This window comes from Spiroplasma endosymbiont of Dactylopius coccus, from assembly GCF_977110965.1.
Genome location: NZ_OZ373019.1, coordinates 1,597,095 through 1,613,151, shown reverse-complemented (window position 1 = coordinate 1,613,151; position 16,057 = coordinate 1,597,095). Strand labels below are relative to the sequence as shown.

The 16,057-nt window shown below is 24.3% G+C and carries 20 protein-coding genes and 1 pseudogene; 13 read left to right on the top strand and 8 right to left on the bottom strand.

Going from position 1 to position 16,057, the window contains the following annotated elements; translation table 4 throughout:
* Nucleotides 1-15 precede the first annotated feature (15 nt).
* Nucleotides 16-504 carry a hypothetical protein gene (locus ACXUB0_RS10235; protein ID WP_458258818.1) on the top strand — a complete coding sequence of 163 codons (489 nt, stop codon included), beginning with the start codon at nt 16-18 and terminating at the stop codon, nt 502-504.
* Here ACXUB0_RS10235 and ACXUB0_RS10230 read toward each other — a convergent pair.
* The 3 genes from ACXUB0_RS10230 to ACXUB0_RS10220 all read right to left on the bottom strand — a co-directional run bounded on the left by ACXUB0_RS10230 (nt 491) and on the right by ACXUB0_RS10220 (nt 1,834).
* A complete protein-coding gene (locus ACXUB0_RS10230) occupies nt 491-709 on the bottom strand; it encodes an IS3 family transposase (RefSeq protein ID WP_458258817.1) in 219 nt (72 codons plus the stop codon). The genes ACXUB0_RS10235 and ACXUB0_RS10230 overlap by 14 nt on opposite strands.
* Nucleotides 710-959: 250 nt before the next feature.
* A complete protein-coding gene (locus ACXUB0_RS10225) occupies nt 960-1,514 on the bottom strand; it encodes a DDE-type integrase/transposase/recombinase (RefSeq protein WP_458258590.1) in 555 nt (184 codons plus the stop codon).
* 41 nt (nt 1,515-1,555) lie between these two features.
* Nucleotides 1,556-1,834 carry a transposase gene (locus tag ACXUB0_RS10220; protein WP_458258589.1) on the bottom strand — a complete coding sequence of 93 codons (279 nt, stop codon included), beginning with the start codon at nt 1,832-1,834 and terminating at the stop codon, nt 1,556-1,558.
* Nucleotides 1,835-2,066: 232 nt separating this feature from the next.
* On the opposite strand from ACXUB0_RS10220, the gene hprK reads away from it, so the two are divergent.
* From hprK to ACXUB0_RS10170, 10 genes are all read left to right on the top strand, one after another.
* Entirely contained in the window at nt 2,067-3,014 is a 948-nt protein-coding gene (hprK, locus tag ACXUB0_RS10215) for an HPr(Ser) kinase/phosphatase (RefSeq protein ID WP_458258588.1), read from the top strand.
* Between the two features lie 32 nt (nt 3,015-3,046).
* Entirely contained in the window at nt 3,047-4,249 is a 1,203-nt protein-coding gene (locus ACXUB0_RS10210) for a prolipoprotein diacylglyceryl transferase (protein WP_252319902.1), read from the top strand.
* Nucleotides 4,233-5,198, top strand: coding sequence for a thioredoxin-disulfide reductase (trxB, locus tag ACXUB0_RS10205; RefSeq protein ID WP_458258587.1), 966 nt, complete (start codon nt 4,233-4,235; stop codon nt 5,196-5,198). Before ACXUB0_RS10210 ends, trxB begins: the two co-directional genes overlap by 17 nt.
* A 23-nt stretch (nt 5,199-5,221) precedes the next feature.
* Entirely contained in the window at nt 5,222-6,169 is a 948-nt protein-coding gene (gene whiA / locus ACXUB0_RS10200) for a DNA-binding protein WhiA (RefSeq protein ID WP_458258586.1), read from the top strand.
* Between the two features lie 34 nt (nt 6,170-6,203).
* A complete protein-coding gene (locus ACXUB0_RS10195; RefSeq protein WP_252319896.1) occupies nt 6,204-6,500 on the top strand; it encodes a helix-turn-helix domain-containing protein in 297 nt (98 codons plus the stop codon).
* A 235-nt stretch (nt 6,501-6,735) separates the two neighbouring features.
* Nucleotides 6,736-7,194: a hypothetical protein gene (locus ACXUB0_RS10190; RefSeq protein WP_252319894.1), complete on the top strand. Its 459-nt coding sequence runs from the start codon at nt 6,736-6,738 to the stop codon at nt 7,192-7,194.
* Nucleotides 7,195-7,202: 8 nt separating this feature from the next.
* Nucleotides 7,203-8,819, top strand: coding sequence for a tyrosine--tRNA ligase (tyrS, locus tag ACXUB0_RS10185; protein WP_458258585.1), 1,617 nt, complete (start codon nt 7,203-7,205; stop codon nt 8,817-8,819).
* Between the two features lie 156 nt (nt 8,820-8,975).
* The gene (locus tag ACXUB0_RS10180; protein WP_458258584.1) at nt 8,976-9,911 is read left to right on the top strand and encodes a hypothetical protein; all 936 of its coding nucleotides are present in this window, start codon (nt 8,976-8,978) and stop codon (nt 9,909-9,911) included.
* A gap of 187 nt (nt 9,912-10,098) precedes the next feature.
* Nucleotides 10,099-10,764, top strand: coding sequence for a hypothetical protein (locus ACXUB0_RS10175; protein WP_458258583.1), 666 nt, complete (start codon nt 10,099-10,101; stop codon nt 10,762-10,764).
* Complete coding sequence (locus ACXUB0_RS10170) at nt 10,709-10,921, top strand: hypothetical protein (RefSeq protein ID WP_458258582.1); 213 nt, start codon at nt 10,709-10,711, stop codon at nt 10,919-10,921. Before ACXUB0_RS10175 ends, ACXUB0_RS10170 begins: the two co-directional genes overlap by 56 nt.
* A gap of 329 nt (nt 10,922-11,250) precedes the next feature.
* On the opposite strand, the gene ACXUB0_RS10165 is transcribed toward ACXUB0_RS10170, so the two are convergent.
* The 5 genes and pseudogenes from ACXUB0_RS10165 to ACXUB0_RS10145 form a co-directional block, all read right to left on the bottom strand.
* Complete coding sequence (locus ACXUB0_RS10165) at nt 11,251-11,592, bottom strand: hypothetical protein (RefSeq protein ID WP_338958972.1); 342 nt, start codon at nt 11,590-11,592, stop codon at nt 11,251-11,253.
* Nucleotides 11,593-11,827: 235 nt separating this feature from the next.
* Nucleotides 11,828-12,439, bottom strand: a complete 612-nt coding sequence (gene rpsD / locus ACXUB0_RS10160) for a 30S ribosomal protein S4 (protein ID WP_458258581.1) — start codon at nt 12,437-12,439, stop codon at nt 11,828-11,830.
* 339 nt (nt 12,440-12,778) lie between these two features.
* Complete coding sequence (locus tag ACXUB0_RS10155) at nt 12,779-13,267, bottom strand: BspA family leucine-rich repeat surface protein (protein WP_458258580.1); 489 nt, start codon at nt 13,265-13,267, stop codon at nt 12,779-12,781.
* Nucleotides 13,183-14,303: pseudogene (locus ACXUB0_RS10150) on the bottom strand (IS3 family transposase). Before ACXUB0_RS10150 ends, ACXUB0_RS10155 begins: the two are co-directional and overlap by 85 nt.
* Nucleotides 14,304-14,321: 18 nt before the next feature.
* Nucleotides 14,322-14,717 carry a hypothetical protein gene (locus ACXUB0_RS10145; RefSeq protein ID WP_458258579.1) on the bottom strand — a complete coding sequence of 132 codons (396 nt, stop codon included), beginning with the start codon at nt 14,715-14,717 and terminating at the stop codon, nt 14,322-14,324.
* Between the two features lie 296 nt (nt 14,718-15,013).
* Here ACXUB0_RS10145 and rplM point away from each other — a divergent pair, with 296 nt between their 5' ends.
* Both rplM and rpsI read left to right on the top strand, forming a co-directional pair.
* Nucleotides 15,014-15,454 (top strand): 50S ribosomal protein L13, encoded by a 441-nt coding sequence (gene rplM / locus ACXUB0_RS10140; protein WP_458258578.1) that lies wholly within the window; start codon nt 15,014-15,016, stop codon nt 15,452-15,454.
* Nucleotides 15,455-15,460: 6 nt separating this feature from the next.
* Nucleotides 15,461-15,868 (top strand): 30S ribosomal protein S9, encoded by a 408-nt coding sequence (rpsI, locus tag ACXUB0_RS10135; RefSeq protein WP_458258577.1) that lies wholly within the window; start codon nt 15,461-15,463, stop codon nt 15,866-15,868.
* The last annotated feature ends 189 nt before the right edge of the window (nt 15,869-16,057 follow it).

The window sequence follows — 16,057 nt, the reverse complement described above, 5'->3', positions numbered from 1 at the left end:
CTTTGTAAAACAAAGATACACAGATTTCTAAAAAGCCTCAAATATTATGGTGTTGGTGATGGAACAATAGGAGAAAATAGTTTATATAGTAAATTTATTCCTGAAACAGAATTACGGTTTTCAAACGATTCTTTTTCTCTGACAATTTATGGTAAGTTATTCAATTCTATAAGTCACAATTGTTTTAAAAACATTAATTTTAAAACATTATTATTAAACAATTATTGCGATTCAAAAGCAGAAATATTTAATTCTGCAACTAATAATAATTTGAAGAGAAATATTTTTATTTCGGTTATAGCTAATAATTATGAAGAATTTGGTACTATAAAGAAAAGTAAAAAATTTGTATTTGATTTATCAAATTTTTTATGTAAAGAAAATAAGAAAATAATAAATGCATTTGGAATCGGCCTTGGTGATGAAATAGTAAGTGGTGCTGTTAAGTATGCCAAAGAAAATAGTATTGGAATGGCAACACTTTTTAGGACTATTTTTTGGTAGACACTTGTTCTTGATATTTGATAGGAGTTAAGTAGTTTAAAGTGCTGTGGATTCTTATGTTGTTGTATCAATTGATATAATCAAATAATTCTAATTTTAATTGGATTAATGATGTAAAATTTTTATCATTAATAAATTCAGTTTTGAAAGTTTTAAAAGTTGCTTCAGCAACAGCATTATCATAAGGACAACCTTTTTTGCTTAAAGATCGAGTAATATTGAATGCTAATAAAAGATTATTAATAATTTTATTGTTAGAACCTGTTTAGGATCTTTTTTAACTTATTTTTGATTAAATTAATATCATAAATGTTATTTTATAGTTGAAAAATAAATTTTTAATCGATAAGTTGTCAAATGATAAAATCTTTTTAACAAAAAAATGACAAAGAAAATAAAATGTTAATTAACTGTCAGGTTAGAAATAATTATTCCCTTTTTTAGTTTAATTATGTTTAAAAGATTCCAAACAGGTTCTTAAATTCATTACCTCGATCACTATGAAATATTTGGATATCTTTTAAACAGCGATTTGATTGCATAAATGCTTGATATACTAGTAATGCATCTTTTTTAACTCCAACACTATGTCCAATAATTTCGCGGTTAAATAGGTCTATTAATAGGCAAATATAGTTTCATTTACCATTAACTTGAACGTAAGTTAAATCACTAACAATAACTTCATTTTTAACCCTATTATTAAAGTTTCTATTAACAAGATTGGTTATTTGACTATTATTGACTTTATTATGATGATTTTTGAATGATAATTTAGTGTATTTTGATATTAAATTATGCTTATTCATAATTTCTTTAATTTTTCTGCGTGATAAATAAATTTCTTGGTTTTCTAAAATTTTTTTTAATCTTCTAGTACCATAAACTTCTTTATTTTCTTTAAAAGCACTAATAACAGCTTCATCATACATATTATTTTTGATTTTATTTTCTTTTTTCTTTAAGTTAAAATAATATGTTGATTTAGATATTTTCAAAAAACGACACATTGTGCGAATTTTACATTTAACTTTATTTTTAGCAATAATTTCTACTTTCTGCCTATTATTAGTGCTGCTTGCTTTAAAATATCATTTTCCATTCTTAATTGTTTTAATTCTTTTCTTAATTTAATTAATTCATTTTCTTCAACAGAACGATTATCTTTAGTTTTAAAACTACCTGAATTAGTAAATTGCTTAATTCAATTATAAGTAGCTGCTCTTGTAACATTGTAATCTTTAGCAATACAAGACACTGACTTATCGCTTTGATATAAAGCTACTATTTGTTTTTTAAATTCATCTGAATATGAGTTAATATTGGCCATAATTATACTTCCTTTCTTTTCACTAATTTGTTCACTTGTCTACGTAATTAGTGTCCAATAAAGTGTAACCCATCCAAATTTTTTATTATATTATTCAATAGTTTTTTTAATGTTTTTAGAAACTTATGTATATTTTTTGTTAATAATAAACTTTCTGTTGATATATTATATATAATTATATTATGTTTAAAATTAATCAAAAATTTTAATTATAAAAGGCAGGAAATTAAGTATGGAAAACCTTAGTGTTGGCGAAATAATAACAAAATTTAATTTAACAATTTTATATATTAATCCCAAAATTCCAATTGAAAAAAGAATTATTACTAATATTGGTACTAATCGTGGTGGTTTAGAGTTAACAGGATTTAAAACTAAACAAATCTCACGTAGTCGTCGTATAATTTTATTAAGCAGTAAAGAAAGCGAATATATTTCCTCTTTACCAAAAACAGAATTTAAGAACCATTTTAGTAATATTTTAGAAGATCATATTCCTGCTATTTTTGTAACACCTAATTTTAAATTTAAAAAAGAATTATGTGACTGTGCTAAAGCGATTAATTCAACAGTTCCAATTATTGAAGTATTATTTTTTACTTCTGAATTTGCAGCAACAGTTTCTACGTATATTGTTGAACGTTTATCTGAATCTAAACGTTTACATGGTACTCTAGTAAATATTTTTGGTTATGGTGTCCTAATTACAGGTGAAAGTGGTATTGGTAAATCAGAAACAACATTAGATTTATTACGTAATGGGCACTTATTTGTTGGTGATGATAGTATTGATATTTTAAAAGTCAATAATAAAATTGTAGGAAAAGTTAATCCGATTATTAAAAATTTAATTGAAATTAGAGGAATAGGTATCCTAGATATTACCAAAATGTATGGATATCATGTTATAATGCATGAGAGTCAAGTAAATTTAATTATTAATTTAATTAGAATTGAAAATGATGGTTGAACTAAAGTTGATCGACTTGGTGATCATAATAACTTTGATGTTTTTTTTGAAATTAAAGTGCCTAAAATAATTATTCCTGTTAGTCCAGGAAGAAATTTAGCTGATTTAATTGAAGCAGCAGTTATTAGTTTAAAGTTAAAAGATGAAGGTCAAGACGCTACTGCTAGTTTTCAAAAACAAATAGTTAGAAATTTAACAAAAAAGAAATAATTTAATTATTAAATTATCAAAAAGGAAAAAATATGATTAATGATGATGGATACAATAGTTTAATTACCGATATTCCGGGAACGGGAATTCATATTTATTCAGTATTAATGGCAATAGGTTTTTTAACTGCTGTCATTGCTTCATGAATAAAATTATATCGTCGTAATATTCCAACTAAAACTTTAGAATGAGGAACATTAGTTATTGCATTAGCAGGATTAATAGGAGCAAGAGCATGATATGTTCTTAATAATACTAGCACAATTGAAAATGCACTTGATGTAGTTGCCGTTTGAAGAGGCGGTATGGCAATTGAAGGAGGCGTTACAGTTGGAATGATAGTGGGGTTCTTTATTTTTTATCGTACTTCAAAACAGTTACAAATTTCAATGTGAGTTTTTATTGATTGTATTGTTCCAAATATTTTATTAGGTCAAGCAATTGGTAGATGAGGTAATTTTTTTAATCAAGAATTACTAGGAACTGATGTTGGTCATCCTTTCAGTTGATTACCAACATGAATAAATAATCATTTACATTATGGTTTTAATAGCGATAAACCAGATCCTGTTGCTGTTTATCGTCAACCTTTATTTTTATATGAGTCATTATCTTCATTATTTGGTTGATTCTTTTTAACGTTTTTTGTACCAAAAACAGGACAAATATTTAGTAAAAAACCATGAAAATTAGATTCTTCGCAATTTATTTCGCCTTTAAAGACTAATCCAATTGTTGGAAAAGATTTTTTAAAACCTTGAACGGTTATTAAAAAAATTCATGGATATCGTAAATTTAAATATGAAAGTTGAAAACAAGCATATTTTGATTTTACACCCAATAAGAATAGTGTTAAAAGTTTTGAAAAAATACCTTGAAAAGATGTTAAAACACATTCAAAAGTTAAATCAAAGATAAAAAAATGATATTTAAAGATTAAATATAATATGCAACCACATTCTAAATCTTTAAATACTATGTATAATCCTAATAATTATCGAGTAACGTATGCAGGAGTATCAGGTAGTTTATACTTTGTCTTTTATGGTATTATTAGAATGATTTTAGAACCACTTCGTGATAATAGAGACATTATGAAAATAGCCAATGTTTCAACTTCAATGATAGTTTCTGGAATGTGAATTATTTTAGGTGTTATTTTAGTAATATTTGCACAAATTATTGCACCATCAAGATTTCGTAAAGGAGAATGATTATATGAAAAATCATACTAATAAAGAAAATAAATATGATTATGATTTAGTAGTTATTGGTGGTGGTCCAGCAGGAATGACAGCTGCTATTTATGCACAAAGAGCAAATCTTAAAACTGTGATTATTGAAAAATATATTGTTGGTGGAAAAATGATTAAAACTTCTGAAATTGAAAATTATCCAGGTTATGATTATATTTTAGGGCCTGAATTATCAGAAAAAATGCAAAAGCAAGTTGAGAAACTACAAGTTGAATTTGTTACTGATGAGGTTATTAAAATTACAGATAGTGAAAATCATAAAATTAAAACAGTCCTTTTAAGTAGTGGTGATGTTCTTATTGCTAAAGGAGTAATTATAGCTACTGGTTCATTAGAACGTAAAATTGGTGTTCCTGGTGAAGAAGAATATGATAATCGTGGTGTTTCTTATTGTGCTGTTTGTGATGGTGCTTTATTTAAGAATAAAATTATTAGTGTAGTTGGCGGTGGTTATGCTGCTTGTGAAGAATCTTTATATTTAACAAGATTTACTAATAAAGTTAATCTTATTCATCGTCGTGATCAATTTCGTGCTGATGATAAAACTGTTAATAAAGTTAAAAATAATGAAAATATTAATTTAATAACTGATCATGTTGTATTAAAAGTATTAGGTACTGAGGATAAGAAAAAAGTAGGTAAATTAGAAATTCAAAATATTAAAACTAAGGAAATTAGTGAAATTACTACTGATGCCTTATTTCCTTATATTGGTTCTGATCCTGTTACAAAATTTGTTAAAGATTTAGATATTTGTGATAGCAATGGTTATATTATAGTTAATGATAAGTGTCAAACTAAAATCCCAGGATTATATGCAGCTGGTGATGTAATTGCTAAAAATTTAAGACAAATAGTAACTGCTGTTAACGATGGAGCGATTGCAGCACAATATTTAATAAATTTTATTGATAATTTTAATGAATAAAGTGTACAATTGAGGTGATAGTAATGATATCATTTACAACAAGTGTAAAAGATGAAATCTGTCAAAAAAGTTTTAAAAATTGTTGTCAGAAATCTTTGCTATCAGCATATTCGCTTATTAATGGTAAGATTACAAATTCAGATAAAATAAATAATGAGATTATTATTCATAGTTTTCATAACAAAACCACTAGGTTAATATATAAATTTTTAAAAAATCAATATAAAGACGTAAAATTGATAGTTATGGTCGATGTTTTAAATAAATTTGAGCGTCCAAAGGTGTATAATATTCGTATTAATAATAAAATTGATTTTATTATTAATGATTTAATGCTTCAAGATAAATATCTTTTTATTGAGAAAGAAGCTATGCACCAGCATATAATAAAAGAGCATTGTATAAGAGCGTATATCGCAGGAATCTTCCTTGTAGTTGGCAGTATCAATTCTCCTTCAACACCTAACTACCATTTGGAATTACAATTTCATAATGATATGTTGGCTAAAAAAATTAAAAATATTTTATTACAAATTTTTAAATTAAACTTTAAAACAATAAAACGTCGTAATAAAAGGGTGCTTTATCTAAAAAAATCTAATGTAATTTCTGACTTTTTAAAAATAATTGATTGTCCACAAGCAGTTTTCGCTTTTGAAGATAAACGCATTTCACGAGAATTATTTAATAATATTAATCGTTTTAATAATATTGATATTTCTAATCAACAAAAAATTTTAAATGCTGGAGACCAGCAAGTTATAATGATTTCTGTTTTAAAGAATAAAAAACTTTTCAAAGCGTTGTCATTAAAAGCTCAAATTATTTCAAATTTAAGATTAAAAAATCCTGAAGCATCACTTTCAGAATTGGGTGAACTTTACTATCAAGAAACTGGTTTTGTCATTACTAAGTCTGGGGTTAATCATTTAATTCGCGAAATTAAGAAAAAGTATCAAGAAACATTGTAAGTTAATAATAAAAAGTATAAGAGGAGGCCATACAATGAAAAAGAAAGAAATTTTAAGCAAAGGTCGTCAAGATTTATTGAATGCTTTTGGAAAACGAATGAAAACTTTACGTAATCAAAAAGGTAGAAAATTTTCACAAGAGAAACTTGGAGAAGCAAGCGGCCTACATCGTAATTATATTTCTGATGCTGAAAGAGGAACAAGAAACGTATCTTTAGTTGCAATCTTAAAAATAATTAATGGGTTGGATTCATCTATTAGTGAGTTTTTTGCTGTAGGGTTTGATAATATTGATACTTCAAATTTATATGACACATTTAGTGTTGAATAAAATCAATTTAATACACTTTTAGTAGTACTTTATAAATAAGTACTACTTTTTTATTATTTTATTTTTTATTAAAAATAAATTTGAGAAAAGTATTAGTACTTTTTATAAAATTAATTGATATTCACTAGTAATTTTTTATCTTAATGAAGATTATGAAAATTATTCACCTTATATTAGGAATAATTAATCATTAAAATGTTATAATTTAATTATTGATTATCATTAAGGAGTTATTATGACAATAGAAAATACAGAAGTTGAAATTGAAAATGTTACTACTAATGTTGATAATGCTAAAAAAGAGCCTTATCAATTAAGTAGTATTATTTCACCTATATTTGGTCTTAATCATCAAAAAATAACTACGATTCCAATCAATATTAAAAAAGCCGATAGTAGTTCTAGCGCTATTGAGCAATATGTTGATAAAAAAACTAAAGAAAATATTTTTCGTGAAAAAGAAGTAGCGTATAATAATTCTAGTAATCTTGATAATACTAGAATTGCACAAATTAAAAAAAATAGAGAACAACAACAAATATATGATAGTTTACCATCGCGCTATCTAGAATTTCGCGATAAAATATTTAAAGAAACTACATCTATTAATTACAATAATGCAAGTAATAATAACGATACAGTTATTACAACTATTGATTTGTTAGTTGATGATATTTTAGATGAAAATAAATAGGAGATGCTATGAATAATATAATAAAATCCAATATTATTGACGAATTAAAATGACGTAATATTTTAAAAGATATTAGTAGCATAGATAAAGTAATTAATGCAGGAAAATTAGGAAAAGGAATATATTGTGGTTTTGATCCAAGTAATGATTCATTACATTTAGGTAATTTACTACAAATTATTTTATTGCATCGTTTTGCTATATTTGGTTTTCAACCAATTGCTGTTATTGGTGGTACAACAGCAATGATTGGTGATCCAAGTGGTAAAAATAAAGAACGTAATTTATTAGATGAAAATGTGTTACAAACTAATGTTAGAAAAATAAAAGAGCAGTTAGTGACATTATTAAGTTATGAAAATATTGATAGTTTAACATCATTAGAATTAATTAAAACATGTAATTTATTAAATGATAAAGAATATGAAACATTAGAGATGATTATTAAAAGTATTAATCCAAATAATCAATATCAACAAACTTTAAGTAGTATTTTAAAAACATTGCCCTTACCTTGAGAAGAATTAGGATTATCAGCATCATTACTAAAAACTTTATATGAAATTTGTAATTTTGATCAAAAGTGAATTACTATGAAAAGTGATTTAAATAATCTTCCCTTTAAACAATTGTTAAATTATTGTGATAGTTATGTAGAAACTTGAATTACATTTTTAAAATTACTATTGGGAACATTAAACAATAAAATTAAGCCAATTAAAATTATTAATAATCAAACATGATTAGGTCCACTAACAATTACAACTTTTTTGCGTGATATTGGTAAGCATTTTAATGTTAATCAAATGTTAGGCAAAGAAATGATTGCTAATCGTTTAAATTCTGGAATTTCTTATACTGAATTTTCTTATATGGTATTACAAGCGTATGATTTTTATCATTTATATGAAAAAGAGCAATGTTATATTCAATCTGGTGGTAGTGATCAATGAGGAAATATTACTTCCGGTTTAGATTTAATTAGAAAACAAAAAGGTGATGAACATTATGCTGCTGGTATTACTATTAATTTATTAACTAAATCTAATGGTGAAAAATTTGGTAAAAGCGAAAAAGGTGCTATATTTTTAAATAGTGAAAAAACTTCACCTTATGAGTTATATCAATTTTTATTTAATCAAGAAGATAAAGATTTGCCTACTTTTTTTAATTCTTTAACTTTATTTAGTGAAGAACAAATAGCAAAAATTTTAGTAATTCATAACAGTGATGTTAAGCAACATTATGGACAAAAGATTTTAGCAGCTTTATTAACAGTATTTATTCATAAATTAAATGGATATTTTAGTGCTATTAATATTACTAATGCTTTTTTCCACGACCGGATTCATCAAATGAAATCATCTGAGATTTTACAGGTTTTAAAAGATGTACCACATTTTAATCTTAATCATAATGAACAAATAATTGATTTTTTAGTTAATAATCAAATTTGTAATTCAAAAAGAATAGCAAGAGAACTAATTATGCAAGGTTCAATTGTTGTTAATGGTGAAAAAATTACCAATATAAATTTTCTTATTAGTAAAAAAAATGCAATTAATAATCAAGTAACAGTTATTAAAAAAGGTAAGCGTCATTATTTTATAGTTGTTCATAAATAAGGAAGGGTATTTAAATATGATATTTATTAATGTTTCTCCATTATTATGGGATATTATTATTTTTGCTATTATTATTTTTGGTATTGTTATTGGTTTTTTATTGGGGGAAGAGCATTAACATTTATTAGCGCTGGTAATTTACTTAGTATTGGTTTAATGTTGGCATTTAAACCAATGTTAATAAATTCTTTTAAAAATATGGTATCACCATGGTTTAGTGACCTTAGCGGTAGTTTTGCTTCATTTAAGAATTTATTAACTGATAATATTGGATTTTTGATATATGCTATTGTTTGAATTATTGGTATTAATATTTTATTTTGAATAATCTATATTATTTTATATTTTGTACTTTTTAATAAAAATAAAATTGAACACAAAGCAATAAATGCTACAGCGGGAATTTTAATTAATTTTATTAGAATGAGTATTTTAGGTAGTATCATAATAATTATGATGGGTACTAGTGTTTTCGGTAATAAAATATTAAGTTATGGTGTTATTAAAAATGAAATACCAACAACTTCTGTTACTCATAAAATATTTAGCAGTATTGATAATAATCTTCATTTTTTAAATGTTAATGTAACAGACATTAACACCGTTATTGATTTATATCAAAATAGTGAAACATTAAAACAGAGTATAAATGAATTAAAAAATAATACAACTTATGAGGAATGTTACAGTACTGTTGAAAAGTTAAAAATGATAGGTATATTAAGAGTAGATGAAACTGATAAAATTGCTAATGCTCTAAAAGAAATGGAATCAACAGGTGATATCAATGCTAATAAAAAAATAATTATAGAACTCTTGCAACAACACGGAGTTGATAATTTTTTAGATGTTAATTATATGGTATTAGTTTTTAATGCTTATGCTAATATACTTAATTTATATTCGGAAGTAGTACAAGTATTTGATAATAATTTAAAAGATATGCCAAGAATAGATACTACACTTCCAAAAAATATGGGTCGTTATAATCTTTTAAAGCCTAAAATTTCTGCTTTTACTAATTCAATTAAAGATGTAATAGTAAGAGAACATATTATTCAAAATTTAAAAAATATTTATAATCCGTTTTAATAAAAATAAAAAAATAGTTGAGGCATTTAATTTTTACTTATAACTGGAGTAGTAATTTTTCTTTGTGTTTTAAAAAAAATATGATATTATTACCTAGTAATTTATAAATGTTCTTTCCTAGTATAGATATTTTCTATATTAGGATTTTTATTAAGTTAATTTTAATAAGCAAAGGAAGATAAAGAATATGTTAGATGATTTATTAAGAAAAACATTAGAAAACACACCTAAAGAATATAAGAAAAATATGATTGACAGTTTCAGAATAAATATAGGTAAATTAATTAATAATACTAATGACTATATAGACGTTGAAGAGAAAATTTATAATGCAGAAAGTAAAGCAGGATATTCTGTTTCTTATAATCTTTTTTATATGTCACTTCAACATCGAATTAATATCCAACTATTAAAAGAAATAGTAAATGCTCTTAATAATGTTGATGAATTAGAAAAGTTTAAAAAATTAGAAGAAATATATAAAGAATTAGTTACTAGAAAAGAAGAAATTGAAGCACCAAATTCAAGATGAAAGAATGCTAATAAATATAAAGAACCTAATAATCCTGACTTACAAACAAGAATTAATCAAATTTTAGAAAATGGTCCAAATGCAAAAGAAGAAAGTATCAACGAAAATATTAATACTATCATTAATTATTTAAAAGTTGAAGAGAAAATTTATAATGCAGAAAAAAATGCAGGTTATATTATTGCTGGTACTCCTTTTTATATGTCAACTTACAGTGATATTACTAAGTTAATTTCTGCAGCATCAACGGCTATTAAAGATGAAGATGAAATTAGAAAAATTAAGAAATATTGAAAAAAGTATATTAGAAATAAGAAATAGAATTGAAGAAAATAATTCTGGCATTTGAAAAAACGCTAATAAATATAAAGAACCTAATAATCCTGACTTACAAACAAGAATTAATCAAATTTTAGAAAATGGTCCATTAATAAAAACCTGTTTAGGATCTTTTTTAACTTATTTTTGATTAAATTAATATCATAAATGTTATTTTATAGTTGAAAAATAAATTTTTAATCGATAAGTTGTCAAATGATAAAATCTTTTTAACAAAAAAATGACAAAGAAAATAAAATGTTAATTAACTGTCAGGTTAGAAATAATTATTCCCTTTTTTAGTTTAATTATGTTTAAAAGATTCCAAACAGGTTCTAAGACAACAAAATTTTATTGATGCAGCAAATCAAGAACATATTCTTAATAATAGTAATGGTTCAAATAGTTTTCATAATGTTATATAGTATGAACTTATATTAAGATCATTATTTATAGAGAACATGTAAAAGTTACCCTTTGGGGTAACTTTTACAATATTTTATTTTTTATTAAATCAATAGTATTTTCTACTTGTTTATTATTACTTTCTTTTTTGTCTTTTGTCTTAATAAATCGATAAGTACTAATGATTAAAAAACCTATATAAATTAAATAAGATATCGTTAATACTGATATTAGTAAAATATTGTCATAATAATTTTTAGTAAAAAATGAAAATATGTTACTAAAAATTAAAGGAATTATAGCTATTCATAAAATTAAATATTTCTTTTTGTTTTTACTAATTCCTAATCAGCCAATAGCTGTTATCATAACAGCTATCACAAAAGTAATACTAACTATTTTTTCAGAAATTTCATTTTTAATCATTTTTATTCTTCCTTTACTCATCTATAATTAACATTATATCATTTAATTTAATTAACATAGTGGTTGTAGAAAATTAATTGTTACTTTTGTTTTAAGAAAATTAATTAATAGATAATTAATTTATATTTTATTTTTGAAAAAATAAAAAAAATGATAAATGCTTTTATTGATATTTACCATCTAAAAAAATAAATCTGTTATCAATTGATAACAGATTTTAAATTAATTATTAATTTTAAGCACGTCCATATGATTCAACAACTAATGCTTCATTAATATCAGTATTTAGTTCGTCACGTAGTGGATGACGTACATATGTACCAATAAATGTTTTTTTATTGAATTCAATAAATGGTAATGTTGAAGCATTAGCGCTTAATGCTTCAATAATTTTTGCATTTTTTTGTGCTTTTTCAGTAATAGTAATTTTATCTCCTATTTTAACACGATATGAAGGAATATTAACTTTTTTACCATTAACTAAAACATGACCATGATTTACTAATTGACGAGCACCTTTTCTTGTTAAAGATAAACCTAAACGAAAAACAATATTATCTAATCTTGATTCTAAGAATACCAACAAGTTAGTACCAGTAACACCATGAGTTTTTTTTGATTCATCAAATAAATTTTTCATTTGACGAGCATTTAAACCATAAGTGAAACGAATTTTTTGTTTTTCTTGTAATTGTAATCCATAGTTAGAAAGTTTAATTCTTTTTTGACCGTGTTGTCCAGGAGCGAATATTCGCTTTTTTCCTTTTGCAAATTCTTTACCAGATTCAAGAATTGAGAAGTTTAATCTTCTTGATTTTCTAAAAACCGGACCAGTATATCTTGACATAATAAAAACCTCCTTGGAATGTATACAAACACAAAGAGACTTTAATAAGTTCTCATTAAGATAGTTTACAATTCGCCAGAACAGCACTGGTTACTATTAAGATTAATAGAAAATTCTACTAATAAAAAGAATAATCTTTGAGGGTAAACTATTTGCAACTTAATAATACTTATTTGCTGCTTTCGTGAATGCTTGTTAATTATAGGATAAGTAATGTTATTTGTCAAATATTATTTTTCATTTTTGCAATTAAATATCATTAAATTTTAGTTATTATTATTTTTAAAAAATAATTTAAATTTATATAATAAAATTTAGTATTTAATTTAAAAAAGTTAGTTATTGAATTTTGGTATTTTTTTGTCATCAGTTATTCCTGAATTCCAGAAAAAGTCAATATATTTCTATGACTTTTTTTACATTTCATTTTGAAATATCTTGATTAAATTTTTTTGCATCATAGAACATAAAATTCATATCTTTTACATTAGAAGTATCTCAATTTGAAAGATCTTGATTAAATTTTTCAGCACCAGCAAACATACTACGCATGTCTGTTACTTTAGAAGTATTTCATTTTGAAAGCTCTTTATCAAATTCAAGAGCATTACAAAACATGTAACTCATATCTGTTACTTTAGAAGTATTTCAGTTTAAAATATTTCCATTAAAGTATTTTGCATAGTAAAACATGTAACTAATATTTGTTACATTAGAAGTTGGAATGGCAACACTTTTTAGGACTATTTTTTGGTAGACACTTGTTCTTGATATTTGATAGGAGTTAAGTAGTTTAAAGTGCTGTGGATTCTTATGTTGTTGTATCAATTGATATAATCAAATAATTCTAATTTTAATTGGATTAATGATGTAAAATTTTTATCATTAATAAATTCAGTTTTGAAAGTTTTAAAAGTTGCTTCAGCAACAGCATTATCATAAGGACAACCTTTTTTGCTTAAAGATCTAGTAATATTGAATGCTAATAAAAGATTATTAATAATTTTATTGTTAAATTCATTACCTCGATCACTATGAAATATTTGGATATCTTTTAAACAGCGATTTGATTGCATAAATGCTTGATATACTAGTAATGCATCTTTTTTAACTCCAACACTATGTCCAATAATTTCGCGGTTAAATAGGTCTATTAATAGGCAAATATAGTTTCATTTATCATTAACTTGAACGTAAGTTAAATCACTAACAATAACTTCATTTTTAACCCTATTATTAAAGTTTCTATTAACAATATTGGTTATTTGACTATTATTGACTTTATTATGATGATTTTTGAATGATAATTTAGTGTATTTTGATATTAAATTATGCTTATTCATAATTTCTTTAATTTTTCTGCGTTATAAATAAATTTCTTGGTTTTCTAAAATTTTTTTTAATCTTCTAGTACCATAAACTTCTTTATTTTCTTTAAAAGCACTAATAACAGCTTCATCATACATATTATTTTTGATTTTATTTTCTTTTTTCTTTAAGTTAAAATAATATGTTGATTTAGATATTTTCAAAAAACGACACATTGTGCGAATTTTATATTTAACTTTATTTTTAGCAATAATTTCTACTTTCTGCCTATTATTAGTGCTGCTTGCTTTAAAATATCATTTTCCATTCTTAATTGTTTTAATTCTTTTCTTAATTTAATTAATTCATTTTCTTCAACAGAACGATTATCTTTAGTTTTAAAACTACCTGAATTAGTAAATTGCTTAATTCAATTATAAGTAGCTGCTCTTGTAACATTGTACTCTTTAGCAAGACAAGACACTGACTTACCGCTTTGATATAAAGCTACTATTTGTTTTTTAAATTCATCTGAATATGAGTTAATATTGGCCATAATTATACTTCCTTTCTTTTAACTAAAATTTGTTCACTTGTCTACGTAATTAGTGTCCAATAAAGTGTAACCCATCCATTTTAATGCTATAAAGTCTCATCCAGCTGTAACTTTTTGTTTTAATTTTTTACTAATTAATTCGGTTACAACAGGGCCATTACATCAAGATCGATTTTGATAATAAGGAAGTTTTAATTGTACATCATGAGATTTCATAAGTTCCTCTGGGAGGGGAATATTTTGAAAAAATTGACTTCCTGCACCAACCAATGCTCCTACATCTGATAAACTGTCTCCTAAAGTATAAAAATTATTTTGAAAATTACTTGTATTATGATTTGCATTACTTAATGTTGAGATTATGTTTGCCATTAATAAAGAACATGTTGTCATTAGTTTTATTAAATTTTTCATGGTTATTTATTCTCCTTTTAATTTATTTTTAGTTTTTAATTTATTGTTTTCATTTTCTTCATATTCTTCAATAGTTTGTAATTATTTTTTAGAAAATAATACTATATTTTTAAAAAATAAATATTTTTATAAGAGTTAGTTATAACTTTTAATTATTTATTTTGTAATCCATAATTTTGTGTAAAAATAATTATTAAATCTTTGATAATACTTGTTTTTTTAAATAAGTTTCTATATAATTATTAATGCTTTAAGCAATGTAGTCCCGGTAAAAATTACACTGTAAGGAGAAAAAAATGCGTCAAACAACAATGAATTTCAGTAACATTGAAAAAAAGTGATATGTTATTGATGCCAGTGGTTTAATTTTAGGACGTCTTGCAACTAAAGTTGCAATCATATTGCGTGGTAAAAATAAACCTTCATTTACACCACATTTAGATTGTGGAGATTATATCATTATTATTAATGCAAACAAAATTAAATTAACAGGTAATAAATTACAAGATAAGAAGTATTATAACCATTCACAATATCCTGGTGGATTACGTGTACGTAATGCACAAAGTATGATTGCTAAAGATGCTTCTGAATTAGTAGAGATAGCGATTAAAGGTATGCTACCAAATACTACCTTAGGTCGTAAGCAATTTACACATCTTCATGTTTATAACCATGATCAACATCAACATCAAGCCCAAAACCCCGAAGTTTTAATATTGGGCCAAAAGGAGTAGACTTTTATGACAACATCTAATAAACCCGTAACTTATTCAAGTTCAGGCGGACGTAAAACGTCAACTGCCCGTGTTCATTTAAAAAATACTGGTCAATCAAAAATATTAATTAATGGTTTTGAGCCTTTAAAATATTTAGAACAAGAAATCTTAGTTCAAGATATGTTATTACCTTTAAAAGTAACTAATACGTTAGAAAACTTTAAAATTAATATCAAAGTTGAAGGTGGCGGAAGAACTGGTCAAGCTGGTGCAGCACGTTTAGCTTTATCTAATGTTTTAGTTAAGGTGTCAGAAGATTATCGAGTATTATTAAGACAATTTGGATTATTAACTCGTGATGCACGTAAAAAAGAACGTAAAAAATATGGTTTAAAAGCAGCCAGAAAAGCACCGCAGTTTTCAAAACGTTAATATAATAAAAAAAGAGTCTGAGACTCTTTTTTTATTACTATTATCTAATATTTTTTTATTATTATAGTATTACTAGAATTTTATATATTATTTTTGTTTATAATTTACTTTTTTATTTATATAACTTTCTTTTTTTTAAAATTTGTATTTCTTTAAATAAATTAGAGGTGTTTTTATTATAAACACTAT